Here is a 24,427-nt window from a genome sequence, read left to right on the forward strand (position 1 = left end):
GTTTGTAACTCTGTGCCGGGAAGCGGCGTTAGCCTCCCCGGCACGTAACAGGGCCAGCCAATCCCTTCACACCTCTTCCGCTTTGATCTCTGGACGTTGAAATTCCGGCCACACCAGCGCGACAAGCGCAGGATAAGCCTCCAGACTGAACTCCCTGAAGCACTGGCGTAAGTTAAGCACATCCAGATCGGCATGCGGGACTTTCTCACCGCTCAGACAGCGCTTTTTTATATTGTCGTAATATTTATACACCGCAGAGTTGAGATCGCTACAACGCCGCTGTGCATCAAATAACCCTGGCGTCTCATTTAGCTCCACCATTGTCATCCGCTTGATCGTGGAGTGGATAAAATCGATATATTCGTGATTAACGCGCCAATACCATACTGGGGTAATCGAATTCATCAGTACCGAAAAATGATCTTCCCCCTCTTCTTTACTCAGCATTTCCGGCTGGTTTTCAAAGTGCCCATTTTCTGCATATCGGTTTTTATTTGCACTGCGCATCAACAAAAGTACCCCGCAGGTAAGCAATAGCAGGGTAATAACAGAATAAAATATACTGTTCATATACTGGCTCCATTTTTTTTGATTTTAAAATTACGCCATGCTATTGTCAACGCAGCCTGGTTTATTTAGAACAACATATCATTGGCATCAAAGGATATTTCAACATGCTTCCCGAGCATCTTGTTCCCTCGCGTTTTCACTTATCCAGCTCATCTACTAATACCCGTCCCGCAGATAATAGTGAAAATTTGACTCAGGGAAAGAGAACATTAAGCGATTACGAACCCGATATTTTGATTAGCTCTACAGCTAACGGCCAGGCGCGCAATATGTTATTTGAAGAGTGCGATCGCCATTTAAAAGAGCGCCTGTTTCGTGCCGCAAAAATTGAGTCCTTCACTCGCCTGCTCAATTCACTACAAGCGGAAGGCGACATTAACGCTCAAGAATTAAGTAAAATTTTATCGACAAAAACAGCCAGCGTAAATGAACAGGGTAATAAAATTTGGCTTAATTTAATTACGCGTGAGACCAGCGATCCTATTTTTTATTCTCTGGAAGAGAAATAAAATGAAAGATGTTGAGGATAATAATGTTTATTTGGCTTTAGATGACCATAAAAGCGATGAGTTTGTCTTAAAGCAAAATTTAGCCGTATTGATTGCCAATAAAAATGCGACATTGGAAAGCGTTGCCCAGGAGATGGGCTCTATTCCCGCCGCGCTGGTGCGGATGAAATGGCAAAATCGTCGCGAAATTTATGCGCTACAGGCTAAAGAAGAGATCTATGGCGCCGCGATTGAAGCCATTATGGAGCAGCAACCAGAACTACGGGACAAAATCATGGCCCGGCTGGAGAGCACATACCAGCATATACTCCAGCGAGAAACAGCCACCTTACGCCTGACGCGTAAACTGTCTGAAGGAAACTACGAACCCACCAGGATAACGGCAGTCGCACTGGATGAGGACAGATAAGGGCGTGTAGGGAGAGTTGAATCAGGAGAGGAAGGCCGGGTAAGGCAACAACCATTACCCGGCAATCAGGATTACTTCGCTTTCACGGTCTCTTCACCGACCAGACCAATCTTCAGGAAACCCGCCTGATGCAACGTATCCATAACTTTCATCATGGTTTCATAATCGACGGTTTTATCCGCACGGAAGAAAATCGTGGTGTCTTTCTTCCCATCGGTCAGCGTATTTAATTCGCTAATCATGGTGTCATCCGTCACCTGATTGTTGCCAATAAACATACTCTTATCGGCTTTAACAGACAGGTAAACCGGTTTTTCTGGACGCGGCTGCGGCGTGCTGGTGGAAGCCGGGAGATTCACCTTCACATCCACCGTTGCCAACGGTGCGGCCACCATAAAGATGATCAATAAAACCAACATAACATCGATAAACGGTGTCACGTTGATTTCATGCATTTCACCGTTATCGTCCAGGTTTTCATTAAAGCTCATTGCCATGGAACATTATCCTACACGTAATTTCTGCGCTGCACGTACCGGATGGGCAGAAGCGCTAGCGTTCAGGTCCAGATCGCGACTTTGCAGCAACAGTACCTGTGCCGCGACATCGCCCAGCATCGCTTTATAGCTGCCAATCTGACGTGCGAAAATGTTGTAGATAACGACCGCAGGAATTGCCGCGACCAGACCGATCGCCGTCGCTAACAGTGCTTCTGCGATACCCGGCGCAACAACGGCCAGGTTGGTCGTTTGGGTTTGTGCAATCCCGATGAAGCTATTCATGATGCCCCATACGGTACCGAACAGACCCACAAATGGAGAGATAGCCCCGATGGTGGCCAGGTAGCCGTTACCACGTCCCATATGACGACCTACCGCCGCCACACGACGCTCCAGACGGAAGCCGGTACGCTCTTTAATACCTTCGTTGTCGTCGCTGCCTTCTGACAATTCCAGTTCGTTCTGCGCTTCGTAAATCAACTGTGCGCCCAGGCTTTTGCCATCAAATCCTGCAGCAATCTCATTTGCCTGGTCTAAAGAGCGGGCGTCCGCCAGCAGTTGCTGTTCACGCTTAAGGCGGCGTTTCTGAGTAAAGAACTCAAGGCTCTTACTAAAGAAGATAGCCCAGGTGACCACTGATGCCAAAATCAGCCCAATCATCACGCACTTAACCACGATATCGGCGTGCTGATACATACCCCAGACGGAAAGATCCGTCTGCATCAAATTATTACCCACTCTGTATCTCCAGGACGCAAATCACAAAATCTGAGCGTAATGATATCAAAACGACGTCGAATTGATAGTCGTTCTCATTACTATTTACATATTGCCGCACCTTTGGTTTCTTTTCCTTGCGCTTACGCAGTAAAAAAGTCACCAGAAGCATTTTGAGATTATTTTCTACTGTATGAGCGTTCTGCAGGATGCGTCATCTTTGATTCATGGTAGTTTAGACATCCAGACGTATAAAAACAGGTAAGACGACATGGCAGATAAGCAACTTGAAACCAAACTCGTTCACGCAGGACGCAGTAAAAAGTACACGCTGGGCGCGGTAAATAGCGTGATCCAGCGCGCTTCTTCGCTAGTGTTTGACACCGTAGAGGCCAAAAAGCAGGCTACGCACAACCGTGCTAACGGTGCGCTTTTCTATGGACGTCGCGGAACCCTGACGCATTTTTCCCTGCAAGAGGCAATGTGTGAACTGGAAGGCGGCGCGGGTTGCGCGTTGTTCCCCTGCGGCGCGGCGGCCGTTGCCAACACTATCCTCGCCTTTGTGGAACAAGGGGATCATGTGCTGATGACCAACACCGCCTATGAACCCAGCCAGGATTTCTGCACCAAAATTCTCGGCAAACTCGGCGTGTCCACCGGATGGTTCGATCCGCTGGTTGGTGCCGATATTGTGAAGCACATACAGCCGAACACTAAAGTCGTATTTCTGGAATCTCCCGGCTCTGTCACCATGGAAGTACATGATGTCCCTGCTATTGTTGCCGCCGTCAGAAGCGTCGCGCCGGATGCGATCATCATAATTGATAACACCTGGGCTGCCGGGGTGCTGTTCAAAGCACTGGATTTTGGCATCGACATTTCTATTCAGGCTGGTACCAAATATCTGATTGGCCATTCCGACGCCATGGTCGGCACTGCGGTAGCTAATGCCCGTTGCTGGGATCAACTGCGCGAAAATGCCTATCTGATGGGGCAAATGCTGGACGCCGATACCGCCTATATGACCAGCCGCGGACTGCGTACGCTAAGCGTTCGCCTGCGCCAACATCATGAAAGCAGCTTAAAGGTCGCCGAGTGGCTGGCCAGCCATCCGCAGGTCGCCCGCGTGAACCACCCCGCGCTGCCCGGCAGTAAAGGCCACGAATTCTGGAAGCGTGATTTCACCGGCAGCAGCGGACTGTTCTCATTTGTATTGAATAAGAAACTAAATCATGAAGAGCTGGCCGCGTATCTGGACCACTTCAGCCTGTTCAGCATGGCCTACTCCTGGGGCGGTTTTGAGTCGCTGATTCTCGCTAATCAGCCGGAACACATTGCGGCAATCCGTCCGCAAGGCGAGGTGGACTTCAGTGGAACGCTCATCCGTTTGCATATCGGTTTAGAGAATGTTGACGATCTGATTGCCGATTTGGCCGCAGGATTTGCCCGAATCGAGTAAAATTGCCATAGATGGACATATATGCAGACACTTCTGGTGGAAAAGTCTGCAATTGTTGCGTCCGGGATCAAGGCATCCCGGACAATTCAGGAGTACAATCCACACATAAACGCTGTTCCACAGGAAAGTCCATGGTAGTCATTCAAGATATTGTCTCCGCGCTTTGGCAACACGATTTTGCCGCGTTGGCGGATCCGCACGTTGTGAGCGTGGTGTACTTCGTAATGTTCGCCACACTGTTTTTAGAAAATGGCCTGCTGCCTGCCTCCTTTTTACCCGGAGACAGCCTGTTATTGCTGGCAGGGGCGCTGATCGCTCAGGACGTGATGAGTTTTATACCTACCATAGCTATTCTGACTGCCGCAGCCAGTCTGGGCTGCTGGCTGAGCTACATTCAGGGACGCTGGCTGGGCAACACGCGGACGGTAAAAGGCTGGCTGGCGCAATTACCTGATAAATATCATCAGCGCGCTACCTGCATGTTTGACCAACACGGGCTGATGGCACTGCTGGCTGGGCGTTTCCTGGCATTCGTTCGTACCTTGCTGCCAACAATGGCGGGAATTTCGGGTCTGCCAAACCGTCGGTTCCAGTTTTTTAACTGGCTGAGCGGTCTGCTGTGGGTCACCGTCGTCACCGGCTTTGGCTATGCGCTGAGCATGATCCCGTTCGTCAAACGCCATGAAGATCAGGTGATGACCTTTTTAATGATCCTGCCGATTGCCCTGTTAACCGCGGGTCTGTTGGGAACCCTGTTTGTAGTGATTAAAAAAAAATACTGTAGCGCCTGAGTATTAACCGTAGGCCGGGGTTCCCCCGGCATTTTCGCCTGATGACGTTTCGCTTATCAGGCCAGCGCTGAGCAAGTTTAACTCCCCTGCATCATTCGAATTCTGGCTGCATCCTCCCCCGGCGTTACGCCAAAGAAACGTTTGAATTCCCGACTGAATTGCGATGCGCTCTCATAGCCGACGCGCATGGCAGCCGCACTGGCCTTCATCCCGTCGTGGATCATCATCATCCGTGCTTTATGCAGACGATAGCTCTTCAGGTATTGCAGCGGCGACGTACTGGTCACCGCTTTAAAATTATGATGAAACGCCGACACGCTCATGTTCGCTTCTGCCGCCAGCTGTTCGACATTGAGATTTTCGGTGTATTTGGTTTCAATGCGCTTCAGCACCCGGCTTATCAAACTGAAATGCGTCTGGCGACTGACCAGCGCCAGTAATGCGCCGCCGCGCGGCCCGGTCAGCACATGGTAGAGGATCTCGCGAATAATCTGTTTCCCCAGAATACGCGCATCCAGCGGTCGCTCCATCACATCCAGCAGGCGCTCAGCGGCGCACAGTATTTCGTCAGAAAGCGTCGCGGAGTTGATCCCGCTGGCCGCCATGGCGGGCTGGAACAGCTCATCTTCCCCAATGTCCATCAACAGCTCCTGCAATTGCAGAATATCGACATTCAGGTAGATACCGGCCAAGGGAACCTCCGGCGTTGCATACGTTTCACATTCAAAGGGTAACGGTACGGTTAGCAACAGGTATTCGTTGGCGTCATAACGAAATACACGTTCATTGATATAACCAATTTTATGTCCCGAAAAGAGAAATATGATTCCTGGCTGATACATTACCGGTGTACGCGCTGCCGGCTCAGTGCCGTGCAGTAGGCGGACATCTGGCAGCAGTTCGCTGAGTTTATTTTCATTGTTTTTCAGCTGCTTAATTTTATCTGTCAGCAGGAGGCAGATCTCATCACGGTTCATAGAGCACCATTTCATCATCGGTTTGCAACCCTGACATAATGCGCAGATTTATCCGTTTTCTCCAGCAGTCTGTAGAAATGGGCAAGACATCGGCAGAAATGAGCATTGAGAGCAGCGCGGCTGACGACCACAATGTTCATCATCCGGCAGACACTCTCCTGCCCTCTTTTTTACCCACATAAGGGAACGAGCAATGAACAACTTTAATCTCCATACCCCAACCCGCATTCTGTTTGGTAAAGGTGCGATTGCTGAGCTGCGCGATCAAATCCCTCAGGATGCTCGCGTATTGGTTACCTATGGCGGCGGTAGCGTGAAAAAAACCGGTGTCCTGGCACAGGTTCAGGATGCGCTGAAAGGCCTGGACGTGCTGGAGTTTGGCGGTATTGAGCCGAACCCGTCTTATGAAACGCTGATGAACGCGGTAAAAATCGTGCGTGATGAGAAAGTGACGTTCCTGCTAGCGGTAGGCGGCGGTTCGGTGCTGGATGGCACCAAATTCATCGCGGCTGCGGCACAATACGCTGACGGCATCGATCCATGGCGCATTCTGGAAACCCACGGCAACGACGTAACAAGCGCTATCCCGATGGGCTCCGTATTAACCCTGCCAGCAACCGGCTCTGAATCTAACTCCGGCGCGGTCATTTCGCGTAAAACCACCGGCGATAAGCTGGCCTTTATGACCCCATTTGTGCAGCCGGTATTTGCCGTGCTGGATCCGGTTTACACCTATACCCTGCCGCCGCGTCAGGTTGCGAACGGCGTCGTAGATGCCTTCGTACATACCGTTGAGCAGTATGTGACTTATCCGGTTGACGGGAAAATTCAGGATCGCTTTGCTGAAGGTATTCTGCTTACGCTGGTAGAAGAAGGCCCGAAAGCATTGCAGGAGCCGGAAAATTACAACGTGCGTGCGAACGTTATGTGGGCGGCAACCCAGGCGCTGAACGGCCTGATTGGCGCAGGCGTACCACAAGACTGGGCAACGCATATGCTGGGCCACGAACTGACCGCAATGCACGGTCTGGATCATGCTCAAACATTGGCTATCGTTCTGCCAGCGCTGTGGAATGAAAAACGCGATACCAAACGTGCCAAACTGCTGCAATACGCAGAGCGTATCTGGAATATCACCGAAGGTTCCGATGACCAACGCATCGACGCCGCTATTGCCGCAACCCGCGCTTTCTTCGAACAAATGGGCGTACCGACTCGTCTGTCTGACTACGGCCTGGACGGTAGTTCCATCCCGGCGCTACTGGAAAAACTGCAAGCGCACGGCGGTACGAAACTGGGCGAACATCAGGACATTACGCTCGAGGTCAGCCGTCGGATTTACGAAGCTGCCCGCTAAGGTTTTTTCACCTCCGCCTTTCATTTTTGGGTATTTATATTCTAAATATTTCGAGTTGCATAAAGGCGGCAAAGGAGAGAATCCCCAGGAGCTTACATAAGTCAGTGACTGGGGGTGAAACGACAAACCTGCCGGGAGCAGATTTGAACGCTGCTTGCAGCGGCCTTGAAAGGACGAGGCCCATGGATGGGTCGAGTAATAAAGCCAACGCATATGCAGCTTGAAGTATGACGAGGATAGGCCAGACTTAAGTCACACCTAACTTACCGGGGCTTGCCTCGGTAAACTCAATTCAGGGGAGGAATTATGACCGGTCCAACCATTATTAAACTACAGGATGGTAACGTCATGCCGCAGCTGGGCCTGGGGGTCTGGAAGGCAAGTAATGAAGAGGTCATCACCGCCATTCATAAAGCGCTGGAAGTGGGGTATCGCTCAATTGATACCGCTGCGGCGTACAAAAACGAAGAAGGTGTCGGCAAAGCAATACGCGATGCGGGCGTACCGCGGGAAGAGTTATTCATCACCACCAAGCTATGGAATGATGACCAGAAACGCCCTCGGGAAGCCTTGCTTGAAAGCATGGAGAAACTCCAGCTCGATTACCTCGATCTTTATCTGATGCACTGGCCAGTTCCGGCGATCGACCACTACGTTGAAGCGTGGGAAAGCATGATCGATCTGCAAAAAGAAGGGCTGATTAAGAGCATCGGCGTGTGTAACTTTCAGATCAATCATCTCCAGCGACTGATGGATGAAACCGGCGTACCACCGGTGATTAACCAGATAGAACTTCATCCGCTTATGCAACAGCGCCAACTGCACGCCTGGAACGCAACGCATAAAATCCAGACCGAATCCTGGAGCCCGCTGGCGCAGGGCGGCAAAGACGTCTTTGATCAAAAGATCATCCGCGATCTCGCGGAGAAATATGGCAAATCACCGGCGCAGATTGTCATCCGCTGGCATCTGGATAGCGGCCTGGTGGTTATTCCGAAATCAGTCACTCCTGCGCGTATCGCAGAAAACTATAACGTCTGGGACTTCCGCCTGGATAAAGATGAATTAGGCGAAATCGCAAGGCTCGATCAGGGCAAACGTCTGGGACCAGACCCGGACCAGTTCGGCGGTTAACCCCTTCTCTCCTGCCCGACCTCTCGTCGGGCCTTTACTGATTTGAATTTCGGCGAAGACCACGTGCACAGCTAATTGAGTCCCATGCGTTCTGCCCCACTGGAAGCCGATTGAATCGCAGCAGAACAAATTTTTCGAGCAGTATGAAGGATATCTGTCGTCACACGATCGTGAACGGGCGGATGATGCAAAACTGGCCGCATTAGCGGCCAGAATTCGTGAGGCATAATTACTGAGCACTTCTGCCAGATGGCACCTTATCCGGCCGACGGTCTTTCAGGCCCGGTAAACATTTCACTCCCGGGCAAGACAGATTAGCGCCCAGCTACTTTCCCACGTTTTTTGTTCGCGGCGGGCGTCTGGCGCTGATGTGCCACAGGCGTGTGCTTGGTCAACGCCGGACGGGTATGACGGTTCTGGCGACGCGCTTCGCGCATCTCTTCCAGCGTAGGCGCCGGAACCAGACATTCGCGACGACCACCGATCAGATGCTTTTTACCCATATCTTCCAGCGCCTGGCGGATTAACGGCCAGTTGGCTGGATCGTGGTAACGCAGCAGCGCTTTATGCAGACGACGCTGTTTATCACCTTTCGGCACCACCACGTCTTCACTCTTGTAACCAATTTTACCCAGCGGGTTTTTCCCGGTGTAATACATGGTTGTGGAGTTCGCCAATGGTGATGGATAGAAGTTCTGCACCTGATCCAGACGGAAACGACGTTGCTTCAGCCACAGCGCCAGATTCACCATATCCTCGTCACGCGTCCCAGGATGCGCAGAAATAAAGTACGGGATCAGGTACTGCTCTTTACCGGCCTGTTTAGAGTAGGTGTCGAACAATTCCTTAAAGCGATCGTAGCTGCCCATCCCCGGCTTCATCATCTTCGACAGCGGGCCTTCTTCAGTATGCTCTGGCGCAATCTTCAGATAGCCGCCCACGTGGTGGGTCGCCAGCTCTTTGATATAGCGCGGATCTTCAACCGCGATGTCATAGCGCACACCTGAAGCGATAAGGATCTTTTTAATGCCTTTCAAATCACGCGCACGGCGATAGAGGTTAATCGTCGGCTCGTGGTTGGTATCCATATGCGGACAAATATCCGGGTAGACGCATGACAAACGACGGCAGGTTTGCTCCGCACGCGGTGACTTACAGCGCAGCATATACATGTTCGCCGTTGGGCCGCCGAGATCGGAAATCACGCCGGTAAAGCCCGGAACGGTGTCGCGAATAGCTTCGATTTCATTGATGATCGAATCTTCAGAGCGGCTCTGGATAATGCGGCCTTCGTGCTCGGTGATCGAACAGAACGAGCAGCCGCCAAAACAGCCACGCATAATGTTGATCGAGAAACGGATCATCTCGTAGGCCGGAATGCGGCTGTCGCCATACGCCGGATGCGGCACGCGCTTGTACGGCAGCGCAAAGACGCTGTCCATTTCTTCGGTAGAGAGCGGAATGGCTGGCGGGTTGATCCAGATGTAGCGATCGCCATGCTTTTGCATCAGCGCGCGCGCACAGCCTGGGTTGGTTTCGTGGTGCAGGATACGCGACGCATGTGCATACAGCACTTTATCGCCCTTCACTTTTTCGAAGGACGGCAGCAGCACGTAGGTTTTTTCCCACGGTTTCGGGCGCGGCGGCTGTACGGTTACCGCTTTCGCTTCCTGCTTTTTCGGGGCGACAGGTTTGTTGTCGGCACACGGCAGATCCTCGCCGTATGGATGCGGGATCGGGTCAATTTTGCCCGGCGTGTCGAGACGCGTGGAATCCACCCCACTCCAGCCCGGCAGCGCTTCTTTAACCATAATCGCGGTGTTACGCACGTCGCGGATCTGATCGATAGTTTCACCCATCGCCAGACGATGCGCCACTTCCACCAGCGGACGTTCGCCGTTACCGAACATCAGCATGTCGGCTTTTGAATCCACCAGCACGGAGCGACGAACGGTATCAGACCAGTAGTCGTAGTGCGCGGTACGGCGCAGGCTGGCCTCAATACCGCCGAGAATAACCGGCACATCTTTCCATGCTTCCTTACAGCGCTGGGTATAGACCAGCGTCGCGCGGTCCGGGCGTTTGCCCGCCACGTTGTCTGGCGTATAAGCATCGTCATGGCGCAGTCGTCGATCGGCGGTATAACGGTTGATCATCGAATCCATGTTGCCTGCGGTTACACCAAAGAACAGGTTCGGTTTACCCAAACGCATAAAATCGTCTTTGTTGTTCCACTCCGGCTGGGCGATAATCCCAACACGAAAGCCCTGCGCTTCCAGCATACGGCCGCAAATTGCCATGCCAAAGCTGGGATGATCGACGTATGCATCGCCGGTAACCAGAATGATGTCGCAGCTATCCCAGCCAAGTTGGTCCATTTCGTCGCGTGACATCGGCAAAAATGGTGCCGGGCCAAAACAGGCAGCCCAGTACTGCGGCCAGGAGAAAAGGTCTCTGTCCGGCTGGATCAGGGATATTGCGCTCATAGTGCTTCCAAAAATGGTAAAAAAATAATCAAAGGCCGGGGATTATACGCTGTATGTCGGCAAGAAATGAAGTGGAGTCTGAGTCGGACAAGTAGAAAGTGATTTAAATTGTTAAATTTTACGACGCCCATTTTTATCATTCATAATTAACACCATGCCGGCCAGCTGAGATAACTCTTTTTCGGCGGGGGATTTTTCATTGCGACTCAACGATTCACTGCATATTTCCCAGTTACGGGTAGTTGTTCACCTGTGCGGATTTCTGGTTCTTCTCTACAGCTTCTCCATGCTGCCGCCGATGACCATTGCTCTGTTAAATAAAGAGCGGAGCTTTTTCGCTTTTTTCAGCACATTTATGACGTTCTTTACCCTCGGCGGTGGAGCGTGGCTGGCAACCAAACATGCAGGAATTCAACTACGAACCCGGGATGGCTTCGTCATTATCGTCCTGTTCTGGCTGCTGTTTTCGTTTATCAGCGCCATGCCGATGTGGATGGACGATGGCTTAAATCTCTCCTTTGCCGATGCCCTGTTCGAAGGGGTTTCCGGGATAACTACCACTGGCGCTACGGTGATTGACGACGTCAGCGCCTTGCCGAAATCGTATCTGTACTATCGGGCTCAGCTCAATTTTATTGGCGGCCTGGGGGTTATTGTCCTTGCCGTGGCGGTATTACCCCTGCTGGGTATTGGTGGTATGAAGCTGTATCAGTCTGAAATGCCAGGTCCCTTTAAAGAAGAACGCCTCACGCCAAGGCTTGCTGATACCGCACGTACGCTGTGGCTGACCTACGTCATTCTCGGCCTTATTTGTACTCTGGCCTACTGGGTTGCCGGGATGTCGTTTTTCGATGCCTTATGCCACGGGCTGTCGACGGTCTCTCTCGGCGGATTTTCCACCCGAAGTGAGAGCATCGGCTTTTATAACAGCCACGCTATTGAGTTAGTCGCCGGACTGTTTTCACTGCTGTCTGCGTTTAACTTCACCCTCTGGTACGTAGCTATTGTGAAACGTACCTTTAAGCCCTTTCGTCGTAATGCCGAGCTGCGTTTCTTTCTGCTTATTGCGCTGGTTGTCACCCTGATCGCCACCTGGCAGGTCTGGCGGGCGGGTATGTACGGGATAACGGACAGCCTGGTGCATGCCTTTTTTCTAGCCAGCTCCATGCTGACAGATAATGGCCTGTCGACGGCGGATTATGCGCAGTGGCCTTCGCACACGATATTCATGCTGCTCAGCGCCAGTTTCTTCGGCGGTTGTATCGGCTCGACCTGCGGGGGGATTAAGGTGCTGCGTTTTTTGATTATGTTCAAGCAATGCCGTCAGGAGTTACACCAGCTCGCGCATCCTCGCGCCCTGCTGAATATCAAAGTGGGCAATAACGTGGTAAGCGACCGAGTAGTGCGTTCGGTATGGAGCTTTTTCTTTCTCTACGTTTTATTTACCAGCTTTTTTATCTGGGCGCTCAATCTGATGGGCTACGATCTCTTCTCCTCTTTCGCCACCGTTGCCGCCTGCATCAATAACATGGGCCTGGGATTTGGCATCACCGCAACGACGTTTGGCACCTTAAACGAGGAGGCAAAACTTCTGATGTGCGCGGCCATGATCATGGGGCGTCTGGAGATTTACCCCATTCTGATCCTGTTCTCGCGCATGTTCTGGCGGGCGTAACGGAAACTCCGGCGCATTACGGCGCCGGGTTCACCAATATCTGTCCGATCGAACCACGATCCGCCATTTCCAGCGTCTGACTGTTAAAGTAGAACGGGAAATGAGCCCAGGAAGGTTGTCCGTAGTAGACCAGTAATTCAACCTGGCCGTCGACCCAGACGGTATCTTTCCAGCCCCGGTCTTCCGGGAACGGCATTGCGCCATTCACATTACGGATCAGGAACGAGACGCCTTCGATATGGAAAGACTGAGGCATATCCGCTCGTACCGTCCAGCGCTCCCAGGAGCCCTGCTGAGCGGTAATATCCATGCGGTTGACGTCCCACAGCTGACCGTTGATGCCGGGATCGTCATCCAGACTGATATCACGGCTGCGAATCGGTGAACCACTGAGGATTTCCGTTGGCAGCAGGCGCATTGGCAGACTGTCGGTCACCAGCGGCAGGAGACCGGTCGGGCGCAGCGTCAATACCAGCGTGGAGATGAGAATACTGGAAGGCTCAAAGAATCCGCGGATCCTGTCGACAATGCTGGCCGCCTCACCACAGGTGATAGAGACCTCATTTCCGTTAGTCATATCCACCAGGATCTCACGGCGCTCGCCAGGCGCCAGCGAGAGCTGCTTCACCGAAACGGGCGCAGGTAAAAATCCCTGATCGCTGGAAATCACATGCAGCGCGCGGCCATCGCTCATTTGCAACTGGTAACGACGCGAGTTTGAAGCGTTCAGCAAACGCAAACGCACCCAGCCGCGAGAGACTTCGACATACGGGCTTTGCGCCCCGTTGACCAGCAGCGTATCACCGACAAAACCACCGCTGCCGGGTTCGCTGTACTCCGGCGTACCAAAGTTGTCCAGACGCTTGTCCTGGATAATGATCGGAAAATCATCCACGCCGTAGTGGTTGGGAATAGACAGTGATTTACTCACTTCATCTTCAATCAGCCACATCCCGGCAAGACCGTTATAAACCTGCTGGGCAGTACGATTTGGCGTATTGGCGTGATACCACAGCGTAGCGGCATTCTGACGAATCGGCAGCACAGGTGCCCAGTCTGCATTAGGGGACATCATGCGCGCCGGGCCGCCCATCAGCGGGCCTGGCACCTGTAATCCAGCGACAGTCATCGAGACATTTTCAGTCAGACGGTTGCTGTAGATAAGCTTGACGTCATCCCCTTTCCAGACGCGGATCGTCGGTCCCAGGTAGCGACCGTTAATCCCCCAGACAGGTGCGCGCGTGCCTTGCGTGAAGGACCAGTGGGCGCGTTGCAGCGTCATAAATAACGGCTGCCCCCGACGGGACTCCAGCAGCGGAGGTACGGGTAACGGTTGTTGCTGACCGGCAGCATTAGCCTTCAGCGGAACAGCACCTGCACACAGTGCGATCCCCGATGCCTGAATGAACTGACGCCGACTGAATGACATATAAACTCCATGAAAAACTGGCGATTAACACGCAGGAAATCTTTTCCTGTAACAAACCCGAATTGCGCGGATTAAACCTTACCGGCGGCTTCCCGCTCAGCAACTTCTTTATCGAGTTCTGCGATTTTTTGTTCCATCAGCGTACGGCAATGCGCTGCCAGTTCACGAACCTGATCTTTCCCAAAGTGGCTAATATCTACCGGCGGCAACATCTCTACAATCGCCAGACCATTATTGAGTCGGTTGAGTTTTATCTTGTTCGAGGTGGTTGAAACGCACACCGGAATAACCGGGACACCCGCCGCAATCGCCGCATGAAACGCGCCGGTTTTAAATGGCAGCAGACCGCGACCACGGCTACGCGTTCCTTCCGGGAACATCCAGATAGAAATACGACGTTTTTTGAAATGATTCACCACCGCCGCAATGGTGCTGTGCGCTTTGGTACGGTTGTTTCTGTCAATCAGCAGGTTGCCGGTTAACCAGTACAGCAGCCCGAAGAATGGGATCCACAACAGGCTTTTTTTACCTACCGTCACCGTCGGCGGCTGAACAATATTCGCAGCGGTAACCATGTCATAGTTGTTCTGATGATTACAAATATAGATAGCATTACCATAGTTCTGCGCGTCTGCCGGCATGCGGCACTCAACCTTCAGGCCATAAAGGGGAGCCAGGCGGCCAAACATATGACCGAACGTTGCGACGTGTTTTGGATTTCGTGGGCTGAACAAACAGTATATGCAACCGAAAATACAGACCAGAACGCAGTAAATAACAGTAATGATTAAACGAAAAATATATAGCATAACAACCTCTGAGGCCTAAGAGCCTGGCATTTTACGTCACCTGATTCATCACGCAGTATCAGGTTAGGGCTTTGTTAAGGGCGGCTCTCTGGAAAAGCGTATTGTTAATCGCAACGCACGAATAAACAACGGTTTCACGGGAATTTTTAACCTTGGCTCTCCCCGGGCTAAAACAGGGAGAGCCGGACGGTAGCGTTATTCTTCGCTGTCGCCGTGACTGGCGCGTCGAGGCGAGTCAATGTCAATGCGATCGATACGCTGCAGACCACGCATTAGCGTACCGCGACGGCCACGCTCGCCGGTCACTTTCTGCAACTCTTCAGGACGCAGTTTAATTTTGCGCTTACCGACGTGGATAGTCAGCGTGCTTTGTGGCGGCAGCACGTAGAGCTGCGCCAGGCCATCTTCACCTTTCGCCGCTTCCGCTGAAGGGATATTGATAATCTTGTTCCCTTTGCCTTTTGACAATTGCGGTAAATCGCTTACCGGGAACATCAACATGCGACCGGCCTGGGTGATTGCCAGCAGCATATCGGTTTCATCTTCAATCACAACCGGCGGCATAACGCGCGCATTTTCTGGCAGCGTAATCAATGCCTTACCAGCACGGTTACGAGCTACCAGGTCGTTAAAGGTGCAGACGAAACCGTAACCCGCATCGGATGCCATCAGCAGTTTCTGATCGTCGCCTTCCATCAGCATGTGCTCAACCGTCGCGCCCGGCGGCAGCGTGAGCTTCCCGGTCAGCGGTTCACCCTGTCCACGCGCCGACGGCAGCGTAATCGGGTCGATGGCGTAGCTGCGTCCGGTCGAGTCCACGAACACCACTGGCTGGTTGCTCTTACCCTTCACCGCAGACTTAAAGCTGTCGCCCGCTTTATAGCTTAATCCCGGCGCATCAATGTCGTGGCCTTTCGCGCTACGCACCCAACCACTCTGAGACAGCACAATGGTCACTGGCTCTGACGGCAGCATGTCGTGCTCGCTCATCGCCTTCGCTTCTTCACGTTCCTGCAGCGGAGAGCGGCGTTCGTCGCCATAGGCCTCGGCATCAGCCTGCAGCTCTTTCTTCAGCAGGTTACTCATTTTACGCTCAGAAGCCAGAATGCCTTGCAGCTGATCGCGCTCTTTCGCCAGCTCATCCTGCTCGCCGCGGATTTTCATCTCTTCGAGTTTGGCAAGGTGGCGCAATTTCAGCTCAAGAATGGCTTCAGCCTGGGTTTCAGAAATGCCAAACCGCGACATCAGCTCGGGCTTAGGTTCATCCTCATGACGAATAATTTCGATCACTTCGTCAATGTTGAGGAACGCCACCAGCAAACCTTCAAGGATATGCAGGCGTTTAAGCACTTTTTCCAGACGATAGTTCAGGCGACGACGTACGGTATCGCGGCGAAACGCCAGCCATTCGGTGAGGATCTCCAGCAGATTTTTCACCGCCGGACGACCATCAAGACCGATCATATTCAGATTGATGCGGTAGCTTTTTTCCAGATCGGTGGTGGCAAACAGGTGGTTCATCACCTGCTCCATATCCACACGATTGGAGCGCGGGACAATCACCAGACGGGTCGGGTTTTCGTGATCCGATTCGTCGCGCAGGTCGTCTACCATCGGCAGCTTTTTATTGCGCATTTGAGCGGCGATCTGCTCCAGCACTTTTGCCCCGGAAACCTGATGCGGCAGTGCGGAAATCACCACCGCGCCGTCTTCTTTCGTCCATACCGCGCGCATACGTACGGAGCCACGTCCGTTTTCGTAAATCTTACGAATCTCCGACCGCGAGGTAATGATCTCCGCTTCGGTCGGGTAATCCGGCCCCTGCACGATGTCCAGCAACTGATCCAGCGTCGTTTTCGGTTGCTCAATCAGGGTAATCGCCGCTTTCGCCACTTCACGCAGGTTATGCGGCGGAATGTCCGTCGCCATACCAACGGCAATACCGGTCGTGCCGTTCAACAGAATATTTGGCAGACGCGCAGGCAGCATCTTCGGTTCCTGCATGGTGCCGTCGAAGTTTGGCACCCAGTCCGACGTTCCCTGTCCAAGTTCACCCAGCAGAACTTCCGCATATTTAGACAGGCGGGATTCGGTATAACGCATCGCCGCGAAGGATTTCGGATCGTCCGGCGCCCCCCAGTTCCCCTGCCCGTCGACCAGCGGATAACGGTAAGAGAACGGCTGCGCCATCAGCACCATCGCTTCATAACAAGCGCTGTCGCCGTGTGGGTGGTATTTACCCAGTACGTCACCGACGGTACGGGCGGATTTTTTAAATTTGGCGCTGGCATTCAGCCCCAGTTCGGACATCGCGTACACGATGCGACGCTGAACGGGTTTCAAACCATCGCCAATAAACGGCAACGCCCTGTCCATGATGACGTACATGGAGTAGTTCAGATAGGCGGTTTCCGTGAATTCATGCAGCGCCAGGCGCTCTGCCATATCGCTCATTAATCGTGGTTCCTCAACTTTGTACCCCTCTATTGAAGGGCAATATTGCCGCAGATACTACCCTATCTGGCGTGTTGAGTCACAAAGAAAAGGGCCACGAGTGCGGCCCTGATGGGGATTATTTGGCAACTTTGGTAATCTGTTTCACGTCGATTTCAACGGAGTTCCAGTCTTTATCCACTTCACCCTGGATTTCAACCACATCCTGCGGTGTGACGGTTACGCCGTTCCAGCGCTTGTGGTCGATATCCACATTCACCGTGCCGGTCGCATCTTTAAACACATACAGGTCGTCGGAAATACGCTCAACGATGTTCCCGCGCAGGGTAACCCAAGTGTCATCACGCAGTGATTTGGCGCTTTCTACCGTCGCGCTGCTACCATTCGGGCCGACAAATCCGCCATTTTGGCTTTGCGTGGTGGTTGTCGGTCCAGAGAAACCGCCCTGCTGCGCTGCCAGAACAGGTGCGGAACACAGTGCCATTACAGCAACCATTGCAGCTAATTTTTTCATCGTCATGTCTCCCTTTCATTTTGGTTTACGACTATTAAATAAGTTAATCCTTAACAAGTTCTTAAGGCAAAAAAAGATACTTTTTTTGCTGTACAGAGGCTGTAGTCACAAGGTTTACTGAGGCTAATGAGAGCGGCTGCAGGGAAGAACATATGCGTATTTTACTGATCGAAGATGACACATTGATCGGCGACGGCCTGAAAACAGGTCTGAGTAAAATGGGTTTCAGCATCGACTGGTTTACCGAGGGTCGCCAGGGGAAAGAAGCGCTCTACAGCGCCCCTTATGATGCGGTGATCCTCGACCTGACGCTGCCAGGAATCGACGGACGGGACATCTTGCGCGAATGGCGAGCCAACGGGAAGCAGGAGCCAGTGCTGATTCTGACCGCTCGCGACGCGCTGGCGGAACGCGTTGAGGGTCTGCGTCTCGGCGCGGATGACTATCTGTGCAAACCCTTTGCGCTGATCGAAGTTGCCGCCAGGCTGGAGGCACTGGTGCGCCGTGCCAGCGGCCAGGCGAGCAACATATTGCGCCATGGCCAGGTGACGCTTGATCCCGGCGCGCTGGTTGCCACGTCGGCAGATGAGCCTTTGTCTCTCAAACCCAAAGAGTTCGCGCTACTGGAACTGCTGATGCGCAATAAGGGTCGCGTCCTGCCCCGCAAACTGATTGAAGAAAAACTGTATACCTGGGACGAAAACGTTTCCAGCAATGCGATTGAGGTACACGTCCATCACTTACGCCGTAAGCTCGGCAGCGACTTTATCCGTACCGTGCATGGCATTGGCTACACCCTGGGTGACGCATGAAACTCACACAACGCCTCAGCCTGCGCATCAGGCTAACGCTTATTTTTCTGATTCTGGCATCGGCAACCTGGGCCGTTTCGAGCTTTGTAGCCTGGAAGCAGACCACCGACAATGTCGATGAGCTGTTTGATACCCAACTGATGTTGTTCGCCAAGCGGCTTAGCACGCTGGATATCAGCGACGTCACCACCTCAAGCAATATGGCTCGCACGCCGAAGAAGCTCAAGCACGGCCATATTGATGACGACGCGCTGACGTTTGCCATCTTCACCATCGACGGCAAAATGGTATTGCACGATGGCGACAACGGCCAGGATATTCCCTACAGCTACACCCGCGAAGGCTTTACCGATGGCCAACTCAAGGGGGACAACGACGCATGGCGTTTTCTGTGGCTGAATTCCGCTGACGGCAAATACCGCATTGTGGTAGGCCAGGAGTGGGAGTATCGAGAGGATATGGCGCTGTCGATCGTCACCGCCCAGTTAACACCGTGGTTGATTGCGCTGCCGCTGATGTTGCTAATCCTGGTGGTCATGATTAGCCGTGAACTCTGGCCGCTGAAAAAACTGGCGCAGGCTCTGCGCTGGCGCTCACCGGAATCGGAGGAGCCGCTCGACCCGAAAGGTGTGCCAAGCGAAGTACGCCCGTTGGTTGAATCGCTCAATCAGTTGTTTACCCGCACCCATTCCATGATGGTCCGCGAACGGCGCTTCACTTCTGATGCTGCCCACGAGCTGCGCAGCCCGTTGACCGCGCTGAAAGTACAAACAGAAGTGGTGCAACTGTCAGACGACGACCCGCAAACGCGGGAAAAAGCGCTGGTACAGTTGCATGCGGGAATTGAACGCGCCACCCGACTGGTCGATCAGTTACTGACACTTTCACGCCTCGACTCCCTCGACAATCTTCAGGATGTGGCGGAAATCTCGCTGGAGGAGCTTTTGCAATCCGCGGTGATGGATATCTACCATCCAGCCCAGCAGGCGCACATCGACGTACGTTTGCAGATTAACGTGCACAACATCATGCGCACAGGACAGCCGCTGTTGCTGAGCCTGATGGTACGAAATCTGCTGGATAATGCGATCCGCTACAGCCCGCGGGGTAGCATTGTGGAAGTGACGCTCAACGCCCGTAATTTTAGCGTCAAGGATAATGGTCCTGGCGTTGCGCCAGAGGTCCTGACGCACATCGGGGAACGCTTTTATCGTCCACCGGGACAAAGCGTGACCGGCAGCGGTCTCGGCCTATCGATTGTCCGCCGTATCGCAATATTGCATGGAATGTCAGCCTCGTTTGGCAACGCTCCGCAAGGTGGCTTTGAAGCGAAGGTCAGTTGGTAATTGCGTTATTATTGCTCAAATAGCAAAAGACTTTGCACATTTTGCTAATTTCACCGCGTCGCTGGTAGGGGTAAAATCGTCTTCAAACGTATTTCCCTGAGGACACAAAATGAGCAACATTCTGATTATCAATGGTGCGAAAAAATTCGCCCACTCCAACGGTCAGTTAAACGACACCCTGACCGAGGTCGCGGATGGCCTTCTGCGCGACCTCGGGCATGATGTTAAAATCGTGCGCGCCGACAGCGACTATGACATTTCTGATGAAGTACAGAACTTCGTCTGGGCCGATGTGGTTATCTGGCAAATGCCTGGCTGGTGGATGGGTGCGCCGTGGACCGTGAAAAAATACATTGATGACGTGTTTACCGAAGGTCACGGTACGCTGTACGCCAGCGATGGTCGCACGCGTTCAGATGCGTCTAAAAAATACGGCTCCGGTGGGCTGATTCAGGGCAAAAAATACATGCTGTCACTGACCTGGAACGCACCGATGGAAGCTTTCACTGAAAAAGATCAGTTCTTCCATGGCGTTGGCGTTGATGGCGTTTATCTCCCGTTCCATAAAGCAAACCAGTTCCTGGGAATGGAAGCGCTGCCGACCTTTATCACCAATGACGTGATTAAAATGCCGGACGTCCCGCGTTATATCGCAGAATATCGCAAGCATCTGAGCGAAATTTTTGGTTAACTGGTAACCTGGAATTAGAAGGAGTTAACCATGCTTACCGTTATTGCAGAAATCCGTACACGTCCAGGTCAACATCACCGCCAGGCGGTACTGGATCAATTCGCTAAAATCGTTCCAACCGTACTGAAAGAGGAAGGCTGCCACGGCTACGCGCCGATGGTCGATCATGCTGCTGGCGTCAGTTTTCAGACCACAGCCCCGGACTCAATCGTGATGGTTGAACAGTGGGAAAGCATTGCGCATCTTGAAGCGCATTTGCAGACACCGCATATGAAAGCCTATAGCGAAGCCGTGAAAGGCGACGTGCTGGACATGAGTATTCGTATTCTGGAGTCTGGCATTTAAGATTGTCGATTTGCCGGATAACGCCATAAACAGACGTATCCGGCTTATATTGCAATCCTCAGGCCTGGTAAGCCCAGCGCCACCAGGCATTCACGGTCAATTACCCTTCGAGATCCGCCAGGTCGCCTTTCTCCTGCAACCAGTTACGGCGATCTTCAGAACGCTTCTTGGCCAGCAGCATATCCATCATTGCGTTGGTACGCTGATCGTCTTCGTCATCGATGATGAGCTGCACCAGGCGGCGGGTATTCGGATCCAGCGTGGTTTCACGCAGCTGCATCGGGTTCATTTCACCCAGACCTTTAAAGCGCTGCACGTTCGGCTTGCCTTTCTTGCGCTTTAACTGCTCCAGCACGCCCGCTTTCTCTTCTTCCGTCAGCGCGTAATACACCTCTTTACCGAGGTCGATACGGTATAACGGCGGCAGCGCCACATAGACGTGACCGTGTTTCACCAGCGTACGGAAGTGTTTTACAAACAGCGCGCACAGCAGCGTGGCGATATGCAAACCATCGGAGTCCGCATCCGCCAGAATACAGATCTTACCGTAGCGCAGCTGGCTCAGATCATCACTGTCCGGATCGATGCCGATCGCCACCGAAATATCGTGAACTTCCTGCGAAGCCAACACTTCATCGGAAGAGACTTCCCAGGTGTTGAGGATCTTACCTTTCAGCGGCATGATCGCCTGATATTCACGATCGCGCGCCTGTTTCGCCGATCCGCCCGCCGAGTCACCTTCGACGAGGAACAGTTCGGTGCGATTAAGATCCTGTGCGGTACAGTCCGCCAGTTTCCCCGGCAACGCCGGACCGCTGGTCAACTTCTTACGCACCACTTTTTTCGCCGCACGCAGACGACGCTGGGCGCTGGAAATCGCCATCTCAGCCAGCAGTTCGGCTGATTGCACGTTCTGGTTCAGCCACAGGCTGAAAGCATCTTTCACCACGCCAGAGACGAATGCCGCGCACTGCCGCGAAGAGAGGCGCTCTTTGGTTTGTCCGGCAAACTGCGGATCCTGCATTTTTACTGACAGCACGTAAGCACAGCGATCCCAGATATCTTCCGCCGACAGCTTCACGCCGCGCGGCAGAATATTGCGGTATTCACAGAACTCGCGCATTGCATCCAGCAGACCCTGACGCAGGCCGTTAACGTGCGTACCGCCCTGCATGGTTGGGATCAGGTTCACATAGCTTTCAGTCAGCAGCTCGCCGCCTTCCGGCAGCCAGAGCAGCGCCCAGTCCACGGTTTCTGTTTCACCGCTGAAATTACCGATAAACGGTTTTTCCGGCAGCGTCGGCAGGCCATTCACCGCTTCGCTCAGATAGTCATTCAGGCCATCCTGGTAGCACCAGCGCTGTTCACTGTTATTGACCTCGTCCTTAAAGGTGATCTCAACGCCTGGGCACAGCACCGCTTTGGCTTTCAGTACGTGCGTTAAGCGCGAAACGGAAAAACGCGGGCTGTCAAAGAAGCTTTCATCCGGCCAGAAGTGCACGCTGGTTCCGGTATTGCGTTTACCGCAGGTACCGACAACCTGTAAATCTTGCACCTTATCGCCGTTCTCAAACGCGATGTTGTACACCTGCCCGTCGCGGCGCACGTTCACTTCCACACGCTTCGACAGGGCGTTGACCACGGAGATCCCTACCCCATGTAAACCACCAGAGAACTGATAGTTTTTGTTGGAGAACTTACCGCCTGCGTGCAGACGACAGAGGATCAGCTCTACCGCCGGAACGCCCTCTTCAGGGTGAATGTCTACCGGCATGCCGCGGCCATCATCAATAACTTCCAGAGACTGGTCGGCATGTAAAATCACGTCCACGCGTTTTGCGTGGCCCGCCAGTGCTTCATCCACACTGTTATCAATCACTTCCTGTCCAAGATGGTTCGGACGGGTTGTATCGGTGTACATCCCCGGGCGACGGCGTACCGGCTCAAGCCCAGTGAGTACCTCAATGGCATCAGCGTTATAAGTTTGCGTCATGGTTTAAATAAGCAATTCGAATTGATCGTCAGAAACTGTGCAGTCCAAGGAAATCGACAATCGGGTTGAAATAATCTTCGAAGCCCGTGAATGCGTGGTTTCCGCCCTCAATAACTGTCTGGCGGCAGGAGGCGTAATACGCCACCGCCTGGCGGTAGTCCAACACTTCATCGCCCGTTTGTTGAAGCAGCCAGATCAAATCCGGCGCTTCCAGCGGGTCAATCTGCATGACTTTAAGATCGTAAATATGGCGTGACTCTAGCACATATTGCTGCCCCGTGTAGGGGTTCTCGTTTTGACCGAGATAGTCGACCAGCAGTTCATAAGGTCGGACAGCAGGGTTCACCACCACCGCGGGCAGCATAAAACATTGCGACAGCCAGGTGGCGTAATAGCCTCCTAGCGAGGAACCGACAATTCCCAGCGACTCTCCGCCATGTTCAAGAATGATCGATTCCAGCATCTCTGCGGCCTGGGCCGGATACGGTGGCAACTGGGGTACGATCATCTCAACGTGCGGATGATGCTCCGCCAGCCAGTTTTTCAGCAAACATGCCTTCGCCGAACGAGGAGAACTATTAAATCCGTGAAGATAAAGAAGCGTAGACATCAGTAGCCTTCTGAAGCGGTATCAGGGTGGAACCGATTACCCTGCAGACGGCGTACCTGCGTCTGCAACGTCCCGTCAGCAAAAAGCTCCAACGTCCGCCAGCCGGGGCTGATGGTATCTAACGTGAAGTTGGAACAGTGTGGCTTAAACTGCACACAGGTCGACGGCGTCGCCAGCAGGCGGCGTCCGTTCCAGTCCAAATCCAGTTCCTGATGAATATGCCCACACAACAAATACTTGGCACGAGGATAATTCACCAGCACGTTATCCAGCTCTGCGGCATTACGCAGGCTATGCTGATCGAGCCAGCTACAACCTGCTGGCAGAGGATGATGATGCAGAAGCAGCAAAGTATTGCGCTCAGGCGCATCGGCAAGTTTACGTTCCAGCCATTCGAGCTGAAATTCGCTTAATTCACCGTGGGGAACGCCGAACACCTGGCTGTCCAGCAACAGGATTTGCCACTGTTCACCAATAAAGACGCGTTTAGCGGGTGAGATCCCCGCGTCCTGTAGCGCGCTGTACATTGCCGGCTGAAAATCGTGATTGCCCGGTAGCCAAACGCAGGGCGCACGAAAGCTTGCGATGCCCTCAGCAAAATGCTGATAGGCCGCAGCGGATTGGTCCTGCGCCAAATCACCAGTCGCGACGATCAGATCGTATTCAGGCGACTCTGCATGTATTGCATCCAGTACGGATTGATAGCTGTCCCAGGTGTTTACACCCAGCAGCGTTTCATGCTTTTCGGCAAACAGGTGAGTGTCTGTAATTTGTAAGATCCTGACTCTGGCCTCACCAGCCAAAGGAAGGGTTAACAGGCTTTCCAAATGGTGTCCTTAG

The 24,427-nt window shown here is 52.9% G+C and carries 23 protein-coding genes and 1 pseudogene; 12 read left to right on the top strand and 12 right to left on the bottom strand.

Annotated elements, in window-relative coordinates; all coding sequences use genetic code 11:
- Nucleotides 1-66 precede the first annotated feature (66 nt).
- Nucleotides 67-570, bottom strand: a complete 504-nt coding sequence (locus tag BZK42_RS15895; protein ID WP_080859492.1) for an ESA_00282 family adhesion-associated protein — start codon at nucleotides 568-570, stop codon at nucleotides 67-69.
- 104 nt (nucleotides 571-674) lie between these two features.
- On the opposite strand from BZK42_RS15895, the gene BZK42_RS15900 reads away from it, so the two are divergent.
- A complete protein-coding gene (locus BZK42_RS15900) occupies nucleotides 675-1,079 on the top strand; it encodes a hypothetical protein (protein WP_080859494.1) in 405 nt (134 codons plus the stop codon).
- A gap of 1 nt (nucleotide 1,080) precedes the next feature.
- On the top strand, nucleotides 1,081-1,488 hold the full coding sequence (locus tag BZK42_RS15905; protein ID WP_080859496.1) for a cytoplasmic protein: 408 nt from the start codon (nucleotides 1,081-1,083) through the stop codon (nucleotides 1,486-1,488).
- 71 nt (nucleotides 1,489-1,559) lie between these two features.
- Here the strand turns inward: BZK42_RS15905 and exbD are convergent, their stop codons facing one another.
- Nucleotides 1,560-1,985 (bottom strand): TonB system transport protein ExbD, encoded by a 426-nt coding sequence (exbD, locus tag BZK42_RS15910; RefSeq protein WP_016154501.1) that lies wholly within the window; start codon nucleotides 1,983-1,985, stop codon nucleotides 1,560-1,562.
- Between the two features lie 6 nt (nucleotides 1,986-1,991).
- A complete protein-coding gene (gene exbB / locus BZK42_RS15915) occupies nucleotides 1,992-2,726 on the bottom strand; it encodes a tol-pal system-associated acyl-CoA thioesterase (protein ID WP_016154502.1) in 735 nt (244 codons plus the stop codon).
- A 250-nt stretch (nucleotides 2,727-2,976) separates the two neighbouring features.
- Here exbB and metC point away from each other — a divergent pair, with 250 nt between their 5' ends.
- The gene (gene metC, locus BZK42_RS15920; RefSeq protein ID WP_016157474.1) at nucleotides 2,977-4,164 is read left to right on the top strand and encodes a cystathionine beta-lyase; all 1,188 of its coding nucleotides are present in this window, start codon (nucleotides 2,977-2,979) and stop codon (nucleotides 4,162-4,164) included.
- 131 nt (nucleotides 4,165-4,295) lie between these two features.
- Complete coding sequence (yghB, locus tag BZK42_RS15925; RefSeq protein WP_016154504.1) at nucleotides 4,296-4,955, top strand: DedA family general envelope maintenance protein YghB; 660 nt, start codon at nucleotides 4,296-4,298, stop codon at nucleotides 4,953-4,955.
- 77 nt (nucleotides 4,956-5,032) lie between these two features.
- On the opposite strand, the gene BZK42_RS15930 is transcribed toward yghB, so the two are convergent.
- On the bottom strand, nucleotides 5,033-5,932 hold the full coding sequence (locus BZK42_RS15930; RefSeq protein ID WP_029139662.1) for an AraC family transcriptional regulator: 900 nt from the start codon (nucleotides 5,930-5,932) through the stop codon (nucleotides 5,033-5,035).
- A gap of 193 nt (nucleotides 5,933-6,125) precedes the next feature.
- On the opposite strand from BZK42_RS15930, the gene yqhD reads away from it, so the two are divergent.
- The 3 genes and pseudogenes from yqhD to BZK42_RS15945 form a co-directional block, all read left to right on the top strand.
- Entirely contained in the window at nucleotides 6,126-7,289 is a 1,164-nt protein-coding gene (yqhD, locus tag BZK42_RS15935; RefSeq protein WP_003838168.1) for an alcohol dehydrogenase, read from the top strand.
- A 306-nt stretch (nucleotides 7,290-7,595) separates the two neighbouring features.
- Nucleotides 7,596-8,423, top strand: coding sequence for a 2,5-didehydrogluconate reductase DkgA (gene dkgA, locus BZK42_RS15940; RefSeq protein WP_080859498.1), 828 nt, complete (start codon nucleotides 7,596-7,598; stop codon nucleotides 8,421-8,423).
- A gap of 91 nt (nucleotides 8,424-8,514) precedes the next feature.
- Nucleotides 8,515-8,652 (top strand): annotated as a pseudogene (locus tag BZK42_RS15945) (hypothetical protein); the annotation flags it as partial.
- Nucleotides 8,653-8,737: 85 nt separating this feature from the next.
- Here BZK42_RS15945 and BZK42_RS15950 read toward each other — a convergent pair.
- On the bottom strand, nucleotides 8,738-10,909 hold the full coding sequence (locus BZK42_RS15950; protein ID WP_003024532.1) for a YgiQ family radical SAM protein: 2,172 nt from the start codon (nucleotides 10,907-10,909) through the stop codon (nucleotides 8,738-8,740).
- Between the two features lie 199 nt (nucleotides 10,910-11,108).
- Between BZK42_RS15950 and BZK42_RS15955 the strand changes: the two genes are divergently transcribed.
- The gene (locus BZK42_RS15955; protein ID WP_080859500.1) at nucleotides 11,109-12,584 is read left to right on the top strand and encodes a TrkH family potassium uptake protein; all 1,476 of its coding nucleotides are present in this window, start codon (nucleotides 11,109-11,111) and stop codon (nucleotides 12,582-12,584) included.
- A gap of 16 nt (nucleotides 12,585-12,600) precedes the next feature.
- Here BZK42_RS15955 and ftsP read toward each other — a convergent pair whose 3' ends face one another.
- The 4 genes from ftsP to BZK42_RS15975 form a co-directional block, all read right to left on the bottom strand.
- The gene (gene ftsP / locus BZK42_RS15960; RefSeq protein ID WP_046276172.1) at nucleotides 12,601-14,013 is read right to left on the bottom strand and encodes a cell division protein FtsP; all 1,413 of its coding nucleotides are present in this window, start codon (nucleotides 14,011-14,013) and stop codon (nucleotides 12,601-12,603) included.
- Between the two features lie 71 nt (nucleotides 14,014-14,084).
- Nucleotides 14,085-14,822 (bottom strand): 1-acylglycerol-3-phosphate O-acyltransferase, encoded by a 738-nt coding sequence (gene plsC, locus BZK42_RS15965; protein WP_016154509.1) that lies wholly within the window; start codon nucleotides 14,820-14,822, stop codon nucleotides 14,085-14,087.
- Between the two features lie 195 nt (nucleotides 14,823-15,017).
- Complete coding sequence (gene parC, locus BZK42_RS15970; protein WP_016154510.1) at nucleotides 15,018-17,276, bottom strand: DNA topoisomerase IV subunit A; 2,259 nt, start codon at nucleotides 17,274-17,276, stop codon at nucleotides 15,018-15,020.
- 118 nt (nucleotides 17,277-17,394) lie between these two features.
- Nucleotides 17,395-17,790 (bottom strand): YgiW/YdeI family stress tolerance OB fold protein, encoded by a 396-nt coding sequence (locus BZK42_RS15975; RefSeq protein ID WP_016154511.1) that lies wholly within the window; start codon nucleotides 17,788-17,790, stop codon nucleotides 17,395-17,397.
- 152 nt (nucleotides 17,791-17,942) lie between these two features.
- On the opposite strand from BZK42_RS15975, the gene qseB reads away from it, so the two are divergent.
- From qseB to BZK42_RS15995, 4 genes are all read left to right on the top strand, one after another.
- Nucleotides 17,943-18,602 carry a quorum sensing response regulator transcription factor QseB gene (gene qseB / locus BZK42_RS15980; RefSeq protein WP_080859502.1) on the top strand — a complete coding sequence of 220 codons (660 nt, stop codon included), beginning with the start codon at nucleotides 17,943-17,945 and terminating at the stop codon, nucleotides 18,600-18,602.
- Complete coding sequence (qseC, locus tag BZK42_RS15985; protein ID WP_080859503.1) at nucleotides 18,599-19,948, top strand: quorum sensing histidine kinase QseC; 1,350 nt, start codon at nucleotides 18,599-18,601, stop codon at nucleotides 19,946-19,948. Before qseB ends, qseC begins: the two co-directional genes overlap by 4 nt.
- A gap of 109 nt (nucleotides 19,949-20,057) precedes the next feature.
- Nucleotides 20,058-20,639 (top strand): NAD(P)H-dependent oxidoreductase, encoded by a 582-nt coding sequence (locus tag BZK42_RS15990; RefSeq protein ID WP_016154514.1) that lies wholly within the window; start codon nucleotides 20,058-20,060, stop codon nucleotides 20,637-20,639.
- Nucleotides 20,640-20,669: 30 nt separating this feature from the next.
- Complete coding sequence (locus BZK42_RS15995; protein WP_016154515.1) at nucleotides 20,670-20,984, top strand: putative quinol monooxygenase; 315 nt, start codon at nucleotides 20,670-20,672, stop codon at nucleotides 20,982-20,984.
- Nucleotides 20,985-21,084: 100 nt separating this feature from the next.
- On the opposite strand, the gene parE is transcribed toward BZK42_RS15995, so the two are convergent.
- The 3 genes from parE to cpdA are packed head-to-tail and all read right to left on the bottom strand — an operon-like array spanning nucleotide 21,085 to nucleotide 24,414.
- Complete coding sequence (gene parE / locus BZK42_RS16000) at nucleotides 21,085-22,977, bottom strand: DNA topoisomerase IV subunit B (RefSeq protein WP_003024571.1); 1,893 nt, start codon at nucleotides 22,975-22,977, stop codon at nucleotides 21,085-21,087.
- Between the two features lie 28 nt (nucleotides 22,978-23,005).
- Complete coding sequence (gene yqiA / locus BZK42_RS16005; protein ID WP_003024575.1) at nucleotides 23,006-23,587, bottom strand: esterase YqiA; 582 nt, start codon at nucleotides 23,585-23,587, stop codon at nucleotides 23,006-23,008.
- The gene (cpdA, locus tag BZK42_RS16010; RefSeq protein WP_016154517.1) at nucleotides 23,587-24,414 is read right to left on the bottom strand and encodes a 3',5'-cyclic-AMP phosphodiesterase; all 828 of its coding nucleotides are present in this window, start codon (nucleotides 24,412-24,414) and stop codon (nucleotides 23,587-23,589) included. Before cpdA ends, yqiA begins: the two co-directional genes overlap by 1 nt.
- Nucleotides 24,415-24,427 lie beyond the last annotated feature (13 nt).

The organism is Citrobacter braakii, from assembly GCF_002075345.1.
Classification (GTDB): domain Bacteria; phylum Pseudomonadota; class Gammaproteobacteria; order Enterobacterales; family Enterobacteriaceae; genus Citrobacter; species Citrobacter braakii.

Bases quoted from the DNA above. Each gene is read 5' to 3' on its own strand.
- BZK42_RS15895 (WP_080859492.1), bottom strand. From the start codon at position 570: ATGAACAGTATATTTTATTCTGTTATTACCCTGCTATTGCTTACCTGC.
- BZK42_RS15900 (WP_080859494.1), top strand. From the start codon at position 675: ATGCTTCCCGAGCATCTTGTTCCCTCGCGTTTTCACTTATCCAGCTCA.
- BZK42_RS15905 (WP_080859496.1), top strand. From the start codon at position 1,081: ATGAAAGATGTTGAGGATAATAATGTTTATTTGGCTTTAGATGACCAT.
- exbD (WP_016154501.1), bottom strand. From the start codon at position 1,985: ATGGCAATGAGCTTTAATGAAAACCTGGACGATAACGGTGAAATGCAT.
- metC (WP_016157474.1), top strand. From the start codon at position 2,977: ATGGCAGATAAGCAACTTGAAACCAAACTCGTTCACGCAGGACGCAGT.
- yghB (WP_016154504.1), top strand. From the start codon at position 4,296: ATGGTAGTCATTCAAGATATTGTCTCCGCGCTTTGGCAACACGATTTT.
- BZK42_RS15930 (WP_029139662.1), bottom strand. From the start codon at position 5,932: ATGAACCGTGATGAGATCTGCCTCCTGCTGACAGATAAAATTAAGCAG.
- yqhD (WP_003838168.1), top strand. From the start codon at position 6,126: ATGAACAACTTTAATCTCCATACCCCAACCCGCATTCTGTTTGGTAAA.
- dkgA (WP_080859498.1), top strand. From the start codon at position 7,596: ATGACCGGTCCAACCATTATTAAACTACAGGATGGTAACGTCATGCCG.
- BZK42_RS15950 (WP_003024532.1), bottom strand. From the start codon at position 10,909: ATGAGCGCAATATCCCTGATCCAGCCGGACAGAGACCTTTTCTCCTGG.
- ftsP (WP_046276172.1), bottom strand. From the start codon at position 14,013: ATGTCATTCAGTCGGCGTCAGTTCATTCAGGCATCGGGGATCGCACTG.
- plsC (WP_016154509.1), bottom strand. From the start codon at position 14,822: ATGCTATATATTTTTCGTTTAATCATTACTGTTATTTACTGCGTTCTG.
- parC (WP_016154510.1), bottom strand. From the start codon at position 17,276: ATGAGCGATATGGCAGAGCGCCTGGCGCTGCATGAATTCACGGAAACC.
- BZK42_RS15975 (WP_016154511.1), bottom strand. From the start codon at position 17,790: ATGAAAAAATTAGCTGCAATGGTTGCTGTAATGGCACTGTGTTCCGCA.
- qseB (WP_080859502.1), top strand. From the start codon at position 17,943: ATGCGTATTTTACTGATCGAAGATGACACATTGATCGGCGACGGCCTG.
- qseC (WP_080859503.1), top strand. From the start codon at position 18,599: ATGAAACTCACACAACGCCTCAGCCTGCGCATCAGGCTAACGCTTATT.
- BZK42_RS15990 (WP_016154514.1), top strand. From the start codon at position 20,058: ATGAGCAACATTCTGATTATCAATGGTGCGAAAAAATTCGCCCACTCC.
- BZK42_RS15995 (WP_016154515.1), top strand. From the start codon at position 20,670: ATGCTTACCGTTATTGCAGAAATCCGTACACGTCCAGGTCAACATCAC.
- parE (WP_003024571.1), bottom strand. From the start codon at position 22,977: ATGACGCAAACTTATAACGCTGATGCCATTGAGGTACTCACTGGGCTT.
- yqiA (WP_003024575.1), bottom strand. From the start codon at position 23,587: ATGTCTACGCTTCTTTATCTTCACGGATTTAATAGTTCTCCTCGTTCG.